Annotated in this window: 8 protein-coding genes and 1 tRNA gene; 8 read left to right on the forward strand and 1 reads right to left on the reverse strand. The window is 60.6% G+C overall.

The window, feature by feature from the left end:
* Nucleotides 1-89: 89 nt before the first annotated feature.
* Nucleotides 90-2180, reverse strand: a complete 2091-nt coding sequence (locus ACSAMM_RS03870; RefSeq protein WP_457789892.1) for a glutamine synthetase III family protein — start codon at nt 2178-2180, stop codon at nt 90-92.
* A gap of 395 nt (nt 2181-2575) precedes the next feature.
* Here ACSAMM_RS03870 and ACSAMM_RS03875 point away from each other — a divergent pair, with 395 nt between their 5' ends.
* The 8 genes from ACSAMM_RS03875 to ACSAMM_RS03910 all read left to right on the forward strand — a co-directional run bounded on the left by ACSAMM_RS03875 (nt 2576) and on the right by ACSAMM_RS03910 (nt 15863).
* Nucleotides 2576-3136, forward strand: coding sequence for an ANTAR domain-containing response regulator (locus ACSAMM_RS03875; protein ID WP_457789894.1), 561 nt, complete (start codon nt 2576-2578; stop codon nt 3134-3136).
* 72 nt (nt 3137-3208) lie between these two features.
* Nucleotides 3209-4294 carry a carbamoyl phosphate synthase small subunit gene (locus ACSAMM_RS03880; RefSeq protein ID WP_457789895.1) on the forward strand — a complete coding sequence of 362 codons (1086 nt, stop codon included), beginning with the start codon at nt 3209-3211 and terminating at the stop codon, nt 4292-4294.
* Nucleotides 4295-4394: 100 nt separating this feature from the next.
* Nucleotides 4395-8432 (forward strand): carbamoyl-phosphate synthase large subunit, encoded by a 4038-nt coding sequence (gene carB, locus ACSAMM_RS03885; protein ID WP_457789897.1) that lies wholly within the window; start codon nt 4395-4397, stop codon nt 8430-8432.
* 134 nt (nt 8433-8566) lie between these two features.
* Nucleotides 8567-9751 (forward strand): LL-diaminopimelate aminotransferase, encoded by a 1185-nt coding sequence (locus ACSAMM_RS03890; protein WP_457789899.1) that lies wholly within the window; start codon nt 8567-8569, stop codon nt 9749-9751.
* A gap of 284 nt (nt 9752-10035) precedes the next feature.
* Nucleotides 10036-10111 (forward strand) — tRNA-Lys (locus tag ACSAMM_RS03895).
* Nucleotides 10112-11226: 1115 nt separating this feature from the next.
* Entirely contained in the window at nt 11227-12996 is a 1770-nt protein-coding gene (locus tag ACSAMM_RS03900) for a hypothetical protein (protein WP_457789901.1), read from the forward strand.
* 71 nt (nt 12997-13067) lie between these two features.
* Nucleotides 13068-14063: a helix-turn-helix domain-containing protein gene (locus ACSAMM_RS03905; protein WP_457789903.1), complete on the forward strand. Its 996-nt coding sequence runs from the start codon at nt 13068-13070 to the stop codon at nt 14061-14063.
* 3 nt (nt 14064-14066) lie between these two features.
* On the forward strand, nt 14067-15863 hold the full coding sequence (locus tag ACSAMM_RS03910; RefSeq protein ID WP_457789905.1) for an extracellular solute-binding protein: 1797 nt from the start codon (nt 14067-14069) through the stop codon (nt 15861-15863).
* Nucleotides 15864-15997: the final 134 nt, after the last annotated feature.

Raw genomic sequence — 15997 nt, forward strand, 5'->3', positions numbered from 1 at the left:
TCCATTTGCGCATTTTTTCGTACGGAACCGATCGGTGCTTCGAAGAAAAAGCGATTGCGTCTCATTTTTTGAGACGCAATCGCTTTTTTTCAAACGCTGAAAAGGATGTCGCCGTAGGTGGGGAAGGGCCAGCATTTCTTGGCGGTCAGAGTTTCCAGCTCGTCGGCCACGGCGCGGGTCTCCTGCATGGCCACGAGCACCCGATCTTTATAATACATGGCACAGTCCTCCATATCCGGATGCTCCTTGACCCCCATGAGGGCCGCGTTCAAGTCGCCGGTCTTCTTATACAGGCTGGCGGACAGGGCGGACAGGCGGGCGGCCAGGGAAGTTTCCACCTCGCTGCTGATGCCCGCGTCCAGCGACCGCTTCGTCAGGGCGGCGTCGCACAGTTCCTTGATGTAGCCGGTGACGGCGGGGAGGATCTCCTTATTCACCATGTCCAGCATGGTCAGCGCCTCGATATTCAGCACCTTGCAGTAGTTTTCCAGATGAATTTCGTACCGGGCGTGCATCTCAGTTTCTGTGAACACCCGGTGCTTGGTGAACAGGCCGACGTTTTTACGATCCAGATAGTGGGGAACGCAGTCGGGGGTGGTCTTAAAGTTATACAGCCCGCGCTTCTCCGCCTCGGCCAGCCATTCGTCGTTATAGCCGTTGCCGTTGAAGATGATCCGTTTGTGATCCTGGACGGTGGTTTTAATCAGGCGGGTCAGGGCGGCGTTGAAATCGTCGGCCACCTCCAGCATGTCGGCAAATTGGCACAGCTCCTCGGCCACGGCGGTGTTCAAAATGACGTTGGGGCCGGAAATGGACTGGGCGGATCCCAGCATCCGGAATTCGAATTTATTGCCGGTGAAGGCGAAGGGGGAGGTGCGGTTCCGGTCGGTGCTGTCCTTGGGGATGCGGGGCATGGTGTGCACCCCGATTTTCATCTCCACCCGTTCCGGGCCGTCGTAATCGGCGTCGTTTTCGATGGCCTCCAGCACGTCGGTCAGCTCGTCGCCCAAGAACATGGAGACCACGGCGGGCGGCGCCTCGGCGGCGCCCAGGCGGTGATCGTTGCCAGCGCTGGCCACCGAGATGCGCAGCATATCCTGATACTCGTCCACGGCCTTGATGACGGCGCAGAGGAACAGCAGGAACTGGGCGTTCTCGTGAGGAGACTGGCCCGGCTCCAGGAGATTCAGGCCGGTGTTGGTGGACATGGACCAGTTGTTGTGCTTGCCGCTGCCGTTGACGCCGGCGAAGGGCTTCTCATGCAGCAGGCAGTACATGCCGTGGCGATCGGCCACCTTCTTCATGATCTCCATGGTCAGCTGGTTCTGGTCGGCGGCGATGTTGGTGGTGCAGAAAACGGGGGCCAGCTCATGCTGGGCCGGGGCCACCTCGTTGTGCTTGGTTTTGGCCAGGATGCCCAGCTTCCACAGCTCCTCGTCCAGCTCCTTCATGAAAGCGGCAACACGGGGGCGGAAGGTGCCGAAATAGTGATCGTCCAGCTCCTGCCCCTTGGGGGGACGGGCACCGAACAGGGTACGGCCGGTATAGAGCAGATCCTTGCGCTGATCGTACACCTTGCGGTCGATGAGAAAATATTCCTGCTCCGCGCCCACGGTAGTCTTGACATTGGTGACCTCGGTGTGGCCGAACAGGCGGAGGATGCGCATGGCCTGCCGGTTGATAGCCTCCATAGAGCGGAGGAGGGGGGTCTTTTTATCCAGCGCCTGACCGCCGAAAGAGCAGAAGGCGGTGGGGATGCACAGGGTGCCGTCCTTGATAAAGGCGTAGGAGGTGGGGTCCCAGGCGGTATAGCCCCTGGCCTCGAAGGTGGCCCGCAGGCCGCCGGAGGGGAAGCTGGAGGCGTCCGGCTCGCCGACAATCAGCTCCTTGCCGGAGAATTCCATGATGACATGGCTGTCGTCGGTGGGGGAGATGAAGCTGTCATGCTTCTCGGCGGTGACGCCGGTCATGGGTTGGAACCAATGCGTATAGTGGGTGGCGCCCTTTTCCAGGGCCCAGTCCTTCATGGCGTTGGCCACCACGTTGGCCACCGTCCTGTCCAGGCTCTTGCCGTCTTTCATGGTTTTTTTCAGCGCGTTATAGGTGTCCTTAGGCAAGCGCTCTTTCATCACCGCGTCATTGAATACCAGGCTGCCGAACAGTTCGGGTACGCCGCTCATAAATCCGTCTCCCATCTCACAGTAGAATTGCGGGCTGCAAAAAAGCGCTGCAGGTTCCACACCTGCAGCGCCCTTGCTGCTTTGGAAAGAGTATAGCGTATCCGAAGAGGTTTGTCAAGACGGGAGGAGGGGCTTTTTGAATTTTCAAGGCCTCGTCGGCCGTCGAAGCGGGAATCACGCCCAACGCTGACAGGTGCTTTTAATGAATCGCCGGAAAGTTCTGCGCGTCATCATGATTCACATGTATTGGTAAATCCAATTGTAGCGGCATAGCCTTGAAATGTGCCTCCACACGCCAAGAATTATTGAAAATAAAAGCCTTGTGCAGGCCCCTTGTTTCGGTGTATAATAAAGAGAAACAGAGAATTCCCCGGGGAACAAAAGGAGGCGGCGGGATGAGCCGGGTGCTGTTGGTTTCCGGCTCGGACAGGAGCCGGGAGGACTTGACGCGAGAGATAACGGAAAGCGGCTGGCCCTGCGTGGGCGCGGCCGACGCCGCGCAGGCCCGCGCCCTGCTTCAAGGGGAGGAGTTCGCGTTGATCATCGCGGACACCCCGCTGCCCGAGACAGGGGCGCTGCTGCGCGAGGTGCTGGACGGCACGGCGAGCATGGTGCTGCTGCTGGCGCGGGCGGGCTTTGCGCAGGCAGACGTCGACCGGCTGGAGGCGCGGGGGGCGCTGGTGCTACAGAAGCCGCTGAACAAGGCGCTGTTCCTGCGGACGGTGCGGCTGGCCATGGTCGCGCGGCGGCGGCTGCTGGAAATAAAAACAGAAAACGCGGGTTTACACCACAAAATTGAGGAGATCCGCCTTATTGACAGAGCCAAGTGTGTTCTGATACAATATCTTGGGTTAACTGAGCCACAGGCTCACAGGTACATCGAGAAGCAGGCCATGGACCGGCGGGTCTCCCGCAGGGAGGTTGCGGCGGGTATTCTGGCGGCTTACGAGACGTAAATGGCGCAAAAGGGCGCGCGCCGCGAGGCGCGGGCTGGTTTGCGCGGGGATGCGAAAGGAAGAGTGATCGCTATGGAACAAAAGGCAACCCTTGTTCTGGAAAATGGCATGGTGTTCGAGGGCAGCTGCTTCGGAGCCGTAAAAGAGGTCGTTGGGGAATTGGTTTTCACGACGGCCATGACTGGCTATTTGGAGACGTTGACCGATCCCAGCATGTACGGGCAAATCGTCGTACAGACGTTCCCGCTGATCGGCAATGTCGGCGTGATCCCTTCCGATTTTGAGAGCGAAACCCCGGTGTTAAAAGCGTATATCGTCCGTGATTGGTGTCAAGAGCCTTCGAACTTTCGTTGTGAGGGTGATCTTGACACTTTTTTAAAAGCCCATGGTGTGGTCGGCCTATACGGGGTGGACACCCGGGCGCTGACCCGGATTGTGCGGGAATCGGGCGTGATGAACGCCAAAATCCTCACCCGGCCGGTCACCGACGCGGACATGGCGGAGATGAAGGCCTACCGGGTGGAACGCGCGGTGAAGGCCGTGGGCAGCGCGCCCGAGACGGTGACAAAGCCCGAAGGGGAGACGAAGCGCCGGGTGGTGCTCTGGAACTTCGGGGCCAAGAAGAACATCGAGCGGGAGCTGCTGCGCCGGGGCTGTGAAGTGACGGCGGTGCCCGCCGGCACCACGGCCGAGCACATCCTCAGCCTGAAGCCGGACGGCCTGATGCTGTCCAACGGGCCGGGGGATCCCATGGAGGATCTGGACATTGTCGAGCAGCTGCGGTTGGTGTGTGTGAAGAAAATCCCCACCTTCGGCATCTGCCTGGGCCATCAACTGCTGGCCCTGTCTCAGGGGGCGAAAACCGAAAAGCTGAAATACGGCCATCGGGGGGCCAACCAGCCCGCGGTGCAGGTAAGCACCGGGCGGGTGTTCATCACCAGCCAGAACCATGGCTACGTGGTGGTGAACGACAGCCTGCCGGAAAACGCGGCGGTCAGCTTTATCAACGCCAACGACGGCACCTGTGAGGGCATCGCGTACAAGGACATGCCCGCCTTCTCGGTGCAGTTCCATCCGGAAGCCGCCGCCGGCCCGCTGGACACGGCGTTCCTCTTCGACGAGTTCATGGAGCGGATGGACAAGGAAAACGCCAGGTAAACGCGGCGGGATAGAATATAACCCTGGCTTTTACCGGAACAGGGGCCCGGCGGGAAGCACCCGCCCCGCCCCGAGCACTGTGAAAGGAATGTGAATAGATATGCCGCTGAATCCCACGATACATAAGATTATGGTCATCGGCTCGGGGCCCATCACCATCGGGCAGGCCGCCGAGTTCGATTACGCGGGCACCCAGGCCTGCCGCGCCCTCAAGGCCGAGGGGCTGGAGGTGGTGCTGGTCAACTCCAACCCGGCCACCATCATGACCGACAACGCCATGGCCGATCATATCTACATCGAGCCGCTGACGGTGGAGACCATCAAGCGGATCATTGAGAAGGAGAAGCCGGACAGCCTGCTGTCCACTCTGGGCGGGCAGACCGGCTTGACCCTGTCCATGCAGCTGGCCAAGGAAGGGTTCCTCGAGAGCCACGGCGTGCAGCTGCTGGGCGCCGACCCGGCCACCATCGACAAGGCGGAGGACCGCCAGATGTTCAAAGACACGATGGAATCCATCGGCCAGCCCTGCATCCCTTCAAAGGTGGTGACCGACCTGCAGGCGGCCATGGATTTCGCCGCCGACATCGGCTATCCGGTCATCGTGCGGCCGGCGTTCACGCTGGGCGGCAGCGGCGGCGGCATCGCGCAGAACGAGGACGAGCTGCATGAAATCGCCATGGGCGGGCTGCGGCTGTCTCCCATCCACCAGATTCTGGTGGAGAAGTGCATCTCCGGCTGGAAAGAAATCGAGTTCGAGGTGATGCGGGACAGCAAGGGCAACGCCATCACCATCTGCAGCATGGAGAACCTGGATCCGGTGGGCGTGCACACCGGCGACAGCATCGTCGTCGCCCCGGCGGTGACCCTGGCGGACAAGGAATACCAGATGCTGCGCACCGCGGCGCTGGCCATCGTGAACGCCTTGGGCGTGGAGGGCGGATGCAACTGCCAGTTCGCGCTGCATCCCGACAGCTTCGAATACGCGGTCATCGAGGTCAACCCCCGGGTGTCCCGGTCGTCGGCGCTGGCGTCCAAGGCAACGGGGTATCCCATCGCCAAGGTGGCGGCGAAAATCGCCATCGGCTTCACCCTGGACGAAATCAAGAACGCCGTGACCGGCACCACCTACGCCTGCTTCGAGCCGTCCATTGACTATGTGGTGGTCAAGCTGCCCAAGTGGCCCTTTGACAAGTTCGTTTACGCCAAGCGCACCCTTGGCACCCAGATGAAGGCCACCGGCGAGGTGATGGCCATCGGCCAGACCTTCGAGGAAGCCATCATGAAGGCGGTGCGGGGGGCGGAAATTTCCCTGGACAGCCTGAGCAGCCCGCACATGAAGGAACTCACCGACGAGGAGCTGCACGCCAAGGTGCGGGCCCAGGACGACGAGCGGCTGTTCGCAGTATACGAATCTCTCACGCGGGGGGTGACGCCGGAGGAGATCCACGAAGCCACCATGATCGACACCTGGTTCCTCTACAAGCTGATGAAGCTGGTGGAGATGGACCGGACGCTGGCGGCCGGGAAGCTGGACGACGCGCTGTATCTGCGGGCCAAGAAAATGGGGTATCCGGACAAGGTGATCGAGAGGCTGTCCGGCTGCAAGGCGGAGAACAAGCGGTTTGCCTCTTATAAGATGGTGGACACCTGCGCGGCGGAGTTCGCGGCGCAGACGCCCTATTTCTACTCCTCCTTCGACGAGGAAAACGAGGCGGCCGCGTTCATCGCCCGCCGGAACAGCGGCAAGAAGACGATCATTGTCTTCGGCTCCGGCCCTATCCGCATCGGCCAGGGCATCGAGTTCGACTACGCCTCCGTCCACTGCGTCTGGGCGCTGAAGGAAGCGGGCTACGAGGTGGTCATCGTCAACAACAACCCGGAGACGGTGTCCACCGACTTCGACACCGCCGACCGGCTGTATTTCGAACCGCTGACGCCTGAGGACGTGATGAGCGTCATCGAGACCGAGAAGCCCTACGGCGTGGTGGTGGCGTTCGGCGGGCAGACGGCCATCAAGCTGACCAAGGCACTGTCGGCGGCGGGGGTCAACGTGCTGGGCACCTCGGCGGACAGTATCGACATGGCGGAGGACCGCGAGCGGTTCGACGCGCTGCTGGAGAAGCTGCACATCAACCGGCCCCAGGGAACCACCGTCATGACCGCGGAGGAAGCGCTTGAGGCGGCGGCCAAGATTCACTACCCGGTGCTGCTGCGGCCCTCCTACGTGCTGGGTGGGCAGAACATGATCATCGCCTTCAACGAGGAAGACGTGCGGGAGTATATGGCCATCATCCTGGATCAGGGCATCGAGAACCCCGTGCTCATCGACAAGTATCTGATGGGCAAGGAGCTGGAAATCGACGCCATCTGTGACGGGGAGGACATTCTCATCCCCGGCATCATGGAGCACATCGAGCGCACCGGCATTCATTCCGGCGACTCTATCGCGGTGTATCCGGCGTGGAATATCCGGGACGAGATGGTGGAGACCATCGTGCGCTGCTCCCGGGATTTGGCGATAGAGCTGAACACCAAGGGACTGGTGAACATCCAGTACCTGATTTACCACGACGAGCTGTATGTCATCGAGGTCAATCCCCGGTCCTCCCGCACCATCCCCTACATCAGCAAGGTGACGGGGGTGCCCATGGTCGACCTGGCCACCCGCTGCATGCTGGGCGAAAAGCTCAGCGACATGGGGTATGGCACGGGGCTGTACAAGACCTCCCCCTATGTGGCGGTGAAGGTGCCGGTGTTCTCCTTTGAGAAGCTGGCCAACGTGGACACCCATCTGGGGCCGGAGATGAAATCCACCGGCGAGGTGCTGGGCATTGCCAACACCCTGGACGAGGCGCTGTTCAAGGGGCTGGTGGCCGCGGGCTACCGGATGAAGAAGAGCGGCGGCGTGTTCTTCACGGTGCGCAATTCCGACAAGAACGAAATCGCCGACACAGCCAAGAAGTATTACGAGCTGGGCTTTACGCTGTACGCCACCAAGGGGACGGCCGCGGTCATCCGGGAAGGCGGCATGCCGGTGACGGTCATCGAGAAAATCCACGAGTCGGACAACAACCCGATCACCCTGCTGGAGAGCGGGATGGTGGATTACATCGTGTCCACCTCCTCAAAGGGGCGGATTCCCACCCGGGACTGCGTGAAAATCCGCCGCAAGGCGGTGGAGCGCAGCATCCCCTGCCTGACCTCCATCGACACGGCCAACGCGCTGGCGGACAGTCTGCGCAGCCGGTATTCCCTGGGAAGCACCGAGCTGGTGGACATCAACGACATGCGCGCCGAGAAGGCCAAGCTGGCTTTCAGCAAGATGCAGGGCTGCGGCAACGATTATATCTACTTCAATTGCCTGAACCAGAAGATTGACAACCCCGAGGGGCTGAGCGTGCGGCTGTCTGACCGGCATCTGAGCATCGGCGGCGACGGCGTGGTGCTCATCTGCCCGTCCGACAAGGCGGACGCCCGGATGCGGATGTTCAACCAGGACGGCAGCGAAGGGAAGATGTGCGGCAACGCCATCCGCTGCGTGGCCAAGTATCTGTATGACAAGGGACTGGTCAAGAAAATGACCATGACCATCGATACTCTGAGCGGCATCAAGACGGTCAGCCTGGTCAAGATGAACGGCGAGGTGCAGATGGCCACGGTGGACATGGGGCCGGCGCTGCTGTCGCCGGCCAGCATCCCGGCGAAGTTCGGCGGGGATCGGATTGTGAGCGAGCCCATCACGGTGGGCGGAGAGGAGTACCGGATCACCTGCGTGTCCATGGGCAACCCCCACGGCGTGGTGTTCTGCAACCCGGACAGCCTGGATCTGGAGGTTGTCGGGCCGCTGTTCGAGCATCACGAGAAGTTCCCCGAGCGGCTCAACACCGAGTTCATCAAGGTCATTGACCGGAACACGCTGAAAATGCGGGTGTGGGAGCGGGGCAGCGGCGAGACCTGGGCCTGCGGCACCGGCGCCTGCGCGGCGGCGGTGGCGGCGGTGGAGAACGGCTACTGCGACAAGGACACCGATATCACCGTCAAGCTGCGGGGCGGGGAATTGGTCATCCGCTACACCGACGAGGCCGTGTATCTGACCGGCAGCGCCGAGACGGTATACGAGGGCATCATCGAGATTTAAGAGCGGCGAGGCAATGGGGCCCGCCGGGAGTTGGGATTCGTCCGGCTTCCGGCGGGTCTGTTTCTTTCCCGGGGGCCCGCATAGGCGGGCGGACGCAAGGGGAGACTAGTGGAGCACAGGAAAGGAGAAGGGATATGAAACTCAACGGCCATTATCGGGATTTGCAGGACAGCTATTTATTTTCCACCATCGCGCACAAGGTGGCGGCCTATCAGCAGGCGCATCCCGACGCGCCGGTCATCCGGCTGGGGATCGGGGATGTGACCCGGCCGCTGTGCCCGGCGGTGGTGTCCGCCATGCGGGAAGCGGTCGCGGAGATGGGGGAGGCGGCCACCTTCCGGGGATACGGGCCGGAGCAGGGATATGGGTTCCTGCGCGGCGCGGTGGGAGAGTATTACCGGGACCGGGGGATCGCGGTGGAGGACGACGAAATCTTCATCAGCGACGGGGCCAAGAGCGATTTGGGGAACATTCTGGATTTGTTCGACCGGGAGAACACGGTACTGATTCCCGATCCGGTCTATCCGGTGTATGTGGACACCAACCTCATGGCGGGCCGGCCCATCGTCTATATGGAGGCGGGGGAGGACAACGGATTCCTGCCGCTGCCCGATCCGGCGGTGAAAGCGGATATCATTTACCTATGTTCCCCGAACAATCCCACTGGGGCGGTCTACGGGCGGGACGGGCTGCGGCAGTGGGTGGAATACGCGCTGGAGAACGAGGCGGTGATTCTGTTCGACGCGGCGTACGAGGCCTTCATCAGCGGGGCGGATCTGCCCCGCAGCATCTATGAAATCGAGGGAGCGCGACGGTGCGCCATCGAGTTCTGCTCCTTCTCCAAGACAGCGGGGTTCACCGGCACCCGCTGCGGATACACAGTGGTGCCCATGGAGCTCCAGTCCGGCGGGGTGCGGCTGCGGGACATGTGGCTGCGCCGGCAGACGACCAAGTTCAACGGGGTGCCCTACATCGTGCAGAAGGGGGCGGCGGCGGTGTTCACCCCGGAAGGCCGGGAGCAGGTGCAGGAGGGTATCGGCTATTACCGCGAGAACGCGCGGGTTATCACCGAGGCGCTGCGGGAACTGGGGTTCTGGTTCACCGGCGGGGAGAATTCGCCTTACGTGTGGCTGAAATGCCCGGGGGGCATGGGCTCGTGGGCGTTTTTCGACGAGCTGCTGGAGAAGGCCAACGTGGTGGGAACGCCCGGCGCGGGGTTCGGCCGCAACGGGGAAGGCTTCTTCCGGCTGACTGCGTTCGGCAGCCAGGAGAACACCCGGGAAGCAGTGCGCCGGCTCCGGGAGATATACGGGCGTTGAGTTCGGCCATATACGCAGGGCCTGGGAAAAAGCATGGTTTCGTGTCTGTAGACGCGAAATGCGAGCCACAATTCATGGGCCGCAAGTGGTTTTTCAGGGGCGCGTTGCAAAATCTTGTGTTTTGCAACGCGCCCTGTTGACCATCCGGCGGAGAATCCGACAAAATGCGGCAGGGTGCGGACTGGCCCTTTGGGCAAAGCGCAAAAAAGAGAAATTTTCCTGTGATTTGCTTGACTTTTCTAGGGCTGATGGGTATAATACTTAAGCAGTGTTTGCGAGGACAAGATCCATTAGCTCAGCTGGCAGAGCACCTGACTTTTAATCAGGGTGTCCGGAGTTCGAATCTCCGATGGATCACCAAAAAGAACGCACACCCGACAGGGTGTGCGTTCTTTTTATGAGTCGTTGGGGATCCATGCGAGGGATATCCCGAAATGCCCCCAAAAACTAGGACAAGTAGTTGCCAGGAGGGCATTTCATGGGCAGCTCGCGCAGCGAGATGCAGTGTCCGGAGTTCGAATCTCCGATGGATCACCAAAAAGAACGCACACCCGACAGGGTGTGCGTTCTTTTTATGAGTCGTTGGGGATCCATGCGAGGGATATCCCGAAATGCCCCCAAAAACTAGGACAAGTAGTTGCCAGGAGGGCATTTCATGGGCAGCTCGCGCAGCGAGATGCAGTGTCCGGAGTTCGAATCTCCGATGGATCACCAAAAAGAACGCACACCCGACAGGGTGTGCGTTCTTTTTATGAGTCGTTGGGGATCCATGCGAGGGATATCCCGAAATGCCTCCAAAAACTAGGACAAGTAGTTGCCAGGAGGGCATTTCATGGGCAGCTCGCGCAGCGAGATGCAGTGTCCGGAGTTCGAATCTCCGATGGATCACCAAAAAGAACGCACACCCGACAGGGTGTGCGTTCTTTTTATGAGTTGTTGGGGATCCATGCGAGGAATATCCCGAAATGCCCCGCGACAAATGAGGCAAGATGCCCAAAGGAGGGCATTTCAAGAGCGGCACGCGCGGTGGCTCGCTAAGCGAGACACCCGAGACGCCAGGTTCGGAGTTCGAATCTTCCAAACAGAATGTTAGCGAAATGAAGCGCGGTCTTCCGGTGTGGCGGGAGGCCGCGCTTTTTTGGCTTAACCGGCATAGGCGGACAGAGGAAAACAAAATATCGTGCTTAAAAGGACATAACAATTCAGAATACTGACAAACTGCTGTGCATATTCTCTGGTATGGACAAGCGGTTGTGCTATCCTTCCCAATTTTTATGAACCATATCCTATAGAAGTAGCCGCAAATTGGGAAAACACCGAAAAATAGGCGCGCAAAATGGCCGGAAAAGCATAATATGTCAACACATTTGGCCGAATACTCCTATTATTCCGGAAGACGTTTTGTTATGATGAGTGCAGCAGGAAAAGATGAACAAGAAACGCGCAAATAGTTGGAAAGGACTGGTGAATTTACTGTGAAAAAGGCATTGTCTGTTCTGGCAGCATCCCTGGTCACTTTGACGGCCTGTCTATCCTTCGGGGCACAAGCGGACACCCAAACCGTAAAGGTCCTGCGCAGCGACGCCTCCGTAACTCTAGGAGGCGGGTATATCACCGTTGTTATTCAGACAAGAGACGCTCTGCTGGATACTGGGGTCGATCAAATCGTCAACCTCCAGAATCCCTCGGCGGAGGATCAAGAGAAGGTACCGGCGGCTGTGACCGCGTCAGTCAAGAGCCAGTTAAAGGTGGCGGGGCGCACCATCGGCGAGTACATCGCGGACAGCGACGCGTACGGGGCCATGGTGGCCTATCAGAACAGCGACGTCGCCGGGGCGGCCAGCAAAATCAACATCATGCTGGAGGTCGCCAAGCTGACGGCGGAGATGAAGGGTAAGCTGCTGAACGCCGACGGGACGGCGTTGAAGGACGGAACCTTTGAGGTGGAGATCGGGGAAGGGCTGCTGGCGGTCAAGGACAGCGCGCCCGTCGAGGCCATTACGGCCACGGTCACTGTCTCCGGCGGCGCGGCGATCGTGAGCTTTCCAGCGGAAACGCAGGGCGATCAGGTGGACATTCTGCGCAGCGATGCTTCCGTGACGTTGGGCGGCGGGTATATCACCATCGTCGTCCAGACCAAGGGCGCTCTGCTGGATGCCGGGGTCGAACAAATCGTCAATCTTCAAAATCCTTCGGCTGAGGATCTGGTAAAAGTGCCGGCGGCCGTGACCGCGTCGGTCAAGAGCCAGCTGAAGGTGGCGGGGCGCACCATTGGCGAGTACATCGCGGACAGCGACGCGTACGGGGCCATGGTGGCCTATCAGAAGAGCGATGTCACCGGGGCGGCCGGCAAAATCAACATCATGCTGGAGGTCGCCAAGCTGACGGCGGAGATGAAGGGCAAGCTGCTGAACGCCGACGGGACGGCGCTGAAGGACGGAACCTTTGAGGTGGAGATCGGGGAAGGGCTGCTGGCGGTCAAGGACAACGCGCCCATCGAGCCGATGGTCATCACCGTCAAGGTGACGGACGGCGCCGCGACGGTGGAATTCCCCGCCGAGGAAGAGGAGTTTGTGCCCCCCGCCAACGACAAGACCCCCATCAAGCTGGACATGACCGGCCCGGTCACCCTGTCCAAGGCGGAGGGGAAATACATGGTGATCGACGTGTTCTTCAACACGGCCATGACCGACAACCCCGACGGCCAGGACGTTAACATCCAGCAGGGAGCCGCCGCCTATATCACCGATGAAAACATCGTCAAGGCGGTCAACCACTGCATCCTGGTGGACGGGAAGACCATCCGGGAAATCAACCAGGCGGGCGGCGACTATACCGCCATGGTCAGCTTTAAGAACGAGGCCAAGAGTGTATCAATTTGGATCGAGTATGCCCGGGCAGGGATGGAATACGGCGGCAGCCATGAAATCGAGTTCAAAACCGGTGTGTGCAATGTGACGTCCGGCAAGGCGGATCAGCCGGTGGCGGCTTTCAAGGGCGTATACAACGAAGAGGACGACATTTGGACCATGAGTGGGGAAGGCGCCAAGGCCGACCCTGTGGAGCCGGAATCCAGCGTGCCGGAGGAGAACGAGAGCTCCGAGCCGTCAGGCGGCGGCTCGACCCCGGAGACGGATCCGGGCAGCTCCCCGACCACCGGGGCGGCGCTGCCGGCGGCGGCGATGCTGCTCGCAGCAGTTTCCGGCGCGGCGCTGGTCTTGGTGAAGACACGGACGAAACTGTGAGATAACGCCGGGAGGATGGGGAGAGCCCCATCCTCCCGCTCCCGGGTTTTAGAGAAGGAGGAGAGGCGGCCGTGAACAAGGACGAACGCCGCTGGCACTGGGTATACACGGGCGAGGAATTCCAGTTTGCCGAGGATATTCCCTTTGCTTCCGTGCGGTACAACCACAGCTGGAAGCGCCCGGAGGAGCTGCCGATGCACCGGCACAAATTCACGGAAATCGTGCTGATCCTCCGCGGGCACGCCAGCCATATCATCCATCTGTATCCCACCGGCACACACGTCAGCCAGGTGCGCCGGGGGGACGTGCTGATCATCAATCCTCACGAGGAGCACACCTTCGAGCTAGCGCAGGGCGAAGAGCTGGAGCTTATCAACATCAACTTCACCTCCGAGTTCCTGGACGGGTCCTTCAAGCAGGGGGACGCGGAGGTGCGGATCCTGGATTTCGTCTACCAGCAGCCCATGCTGCCGCCGGATATCCGGTTCAGCAACAAACTGCGACTGGGGGAGGAGGAAATCGAGGAGGTGGTGGCCCTGGTCGCCCGGATTAACCGGGAGATGAAGGCGGGCCGGGTGGGATACCGGATGATGATGGGCTATATCATGGCGCAGATTCTCATGATCATCAGCCGGCGCTATCTGGAGTCCCTCGATTCCGAGGAAAACGAAATGACGGCGGAAATCAAGGACTTTTCCTACATATCCCGGGTAAAGGGGTACATCGAATACCATTACGCCGAGGATATTAAAAAAGAGGAGCTGGCGCGCATCGGCATGTGCAGCGAGCGGCAGCTGTCCCGGAAGTTCAAGCAGCAGATGGGCATGACGGTGACAGCCTACATCAACGAGGTGCGGCTGAATCACGCGCGGGAGCTGCTGCTGCGCACCGACGAGAAGATCGCCAAAATCGCGCTCAAGGCGGGCTTTAACGACATCAGCTATTTCAACCGGACCTTCGCGGCGGCGGTCGGCATGACGCCGCGGGAGTACCGGAGCCAGGGGAGCGGACGAGGCGGCCCGGAAGGGACGCCGGCGGAACCAAGTACGCAGGAAAGGGCGGTATAGAGAATGAAACGCAGGAGAATCCTGGCGGGGGCGTCGGCCCTGCTGATCGGCACGGCGCTGCTGGCCGGCTGCAACGGGGGCGGCGGCTCCAAGGGAACGGGCACCTACGGGGGCGTGGACATCGCGAAGCTGGAGAAAACCGACATCCAGCTGGTGGCCCACTACGACGTGGGGCTGGACAACGAGAAATCCGCCATCGGCAAGACAGTCAAATGGTGGAAGGAGAACGTGGGAGGCAACGTCAGCCTCAACGTGGTTTCAGCCGATATCTATCCGACCAAAATCATGGGCATGATCAGCGCGAACAATTCGCCGGATCTGGTGGCGGTGTCCTCCGGCAACTGGATGCCCCGGTTCCCGGTGGCCAACATCATCGAACCGGTCGATCCATACATAAAAAAGGACGATCTGCTGGATTACGAAAAGATGCCCTTTGAGGATTTGTCCTGGAAGGGCCAGCATTACGCTCTGTACACCATGGGCTCCTGGGCCCAATGCATCTGGTACAACAAGACCATGTTCACCAACAACGGCGTCAAGACGCCCCGGGAATACTGGGAGGAAGGCAACTGGACCTGGGATACCTTCCTGGAGGTGGCCAAGGAGCTGACCCAGGACACCAACAACGACAAGGCCACCGACCAGTGGGGCTACGCCAACTGGACCCCCGACGTGTTCGCCATGGCCAACAACGCCTCCATGGCGCGGACCAACGCGAACGGCACGGTGGAGATTATCTGGGATCAGGGGCCGTATAAGAATTCCATCCAGTTCGCCCAGGATCTGATGAACAAGCATAAGGTGACGCCTCTCGACTACAGCTATCACGTCAACGCGTTCAAGGGCGGCACCCTGGCCATGACGGCGGGGGATCGGAGCTTCCTAAAGAGCATGTGCGAGGGCATGAACGACGAGGTGGACAACGCCCCGCTGCCGCTGGGTCCCGATCAAAACAAGGACGACGTCCGGTTCATCGGCAACGCCCTGTTCTGGGGGCTGACCAAGGGTGCCAAAAACGTGGACGGCGCGCGGGCCTTCTGCGCGAAGATGCGGGAGTTCACCAAGGAGCTGAAGGATGAGGCGGCCAAGACGCCGGGCGACGAGGAAGCGGGACTCAGCGCCGAGCAGGAGGAAGTCTGCGATTATGCCGACAGCCACTCCCGCCTGGTGTACGAAAACGGGTTCGGCACCTGGGAGACCGAGCGGTGGGAGATGTGGATCGAAGCCACCCTGAACAACACGCCGGTGGCCACCGTGCTGCAGACCTTCAAGCCCATTTTCGAGCGCAACATCAAGGACACCCTGGAGGCCACGCCTCAGGAGATCGAGCCGTTTACCCCGCCGCCCGCCGAGGGCTTTGAAAACAAGGACAGCATCCTGTTGACCCGGGCGGGCCTGCCGGAAAACGGCGTCACCGCGGCGGTGACGGGCGAGGGAGCCATCGGCGGCTCCTCCTCCTTCAAAATCGACTATCCGGACACGGAGGACTGGCTGCTTGCCGCCCGGACAGACGAGAGTAAGGTGAAGCTGCCCGCCTTCCACCGGTATGTCATCAAGTTCGATTACAAGACGCTGAGCGGCGACACCCGGCTGAACCTGACCATCCGGCCCAAGGCGACCATGCTCGATGAGACGGTGAGCTTCGGGTTCGAAACCATCAAGCTCAAGGCCGGGGAGAGCGGCACCTACGAGGGACACATCGATGTGATGTCCCCGAGCGCGGATAACGTTCTGCTGCTGCTGGGCGAGGACACGGCGTTCAGCGTGCTGATTGACAACCTGAGCATCACAGAGGGCTAATCGAAAGGGGCGGACGGAAAATGCCGCTGGGCACAGGGAAGGCAGAAGCGCCCGGCGGCGTTCCGGCCGCCGGGACGCGGACGGAAATGGACGCCGCCGCTGCGAGACAAGGGGGATGGTTCCGTTGAGAAGGC

This window comes from Anaeromassilibacillus sp. SJQ-5, assembly GCF_054108045.1.

Coding starts and splice junctions, on each gene's coding strand:
- ACSAMM_RS03870 (WP_457789892.1), bottom strand. CDS start 2,180: ATGAGCGGCGTACCCGAACTGTTCGGCAGCCTGGTATTCAATGACGCG.
- ACSAMM_RS03875 (WP_457789894.1), top strand. CDS start 2,576: ATGAGCCGGGTGCTGTTGGTTTCCGGCTCGGACAGGAGCCGGGAGGAC.
- ACSAMM_RS03880 (WP_457789895.1), top strand. CDS start 3,209: ATGGAACAAAAGGCAACCCTTGTTCTGGAAAATGGCATGGTGTTCGAG.
- carB (WP_457789897.1), top strand. CDS start 4,395: ATGCCGCTGAATCCCACGATACATAAGATTATGGTCATCGGCTCGGGG.
- ACSAMM_RS03890 (WP_457789899.1), top strand. CDS start 8,567: ATGAAACTCAACGGCCATTATCGGGATTTGCAGGACAGCTATTTATTT.
- ACSAMM_RS03910 (WP_457789905.1), top strand. CDS start 14,067: ATGAAACGCAGGAGAATCCTGGCGGGGGCGTCGGCCCTGCTGATCGGC.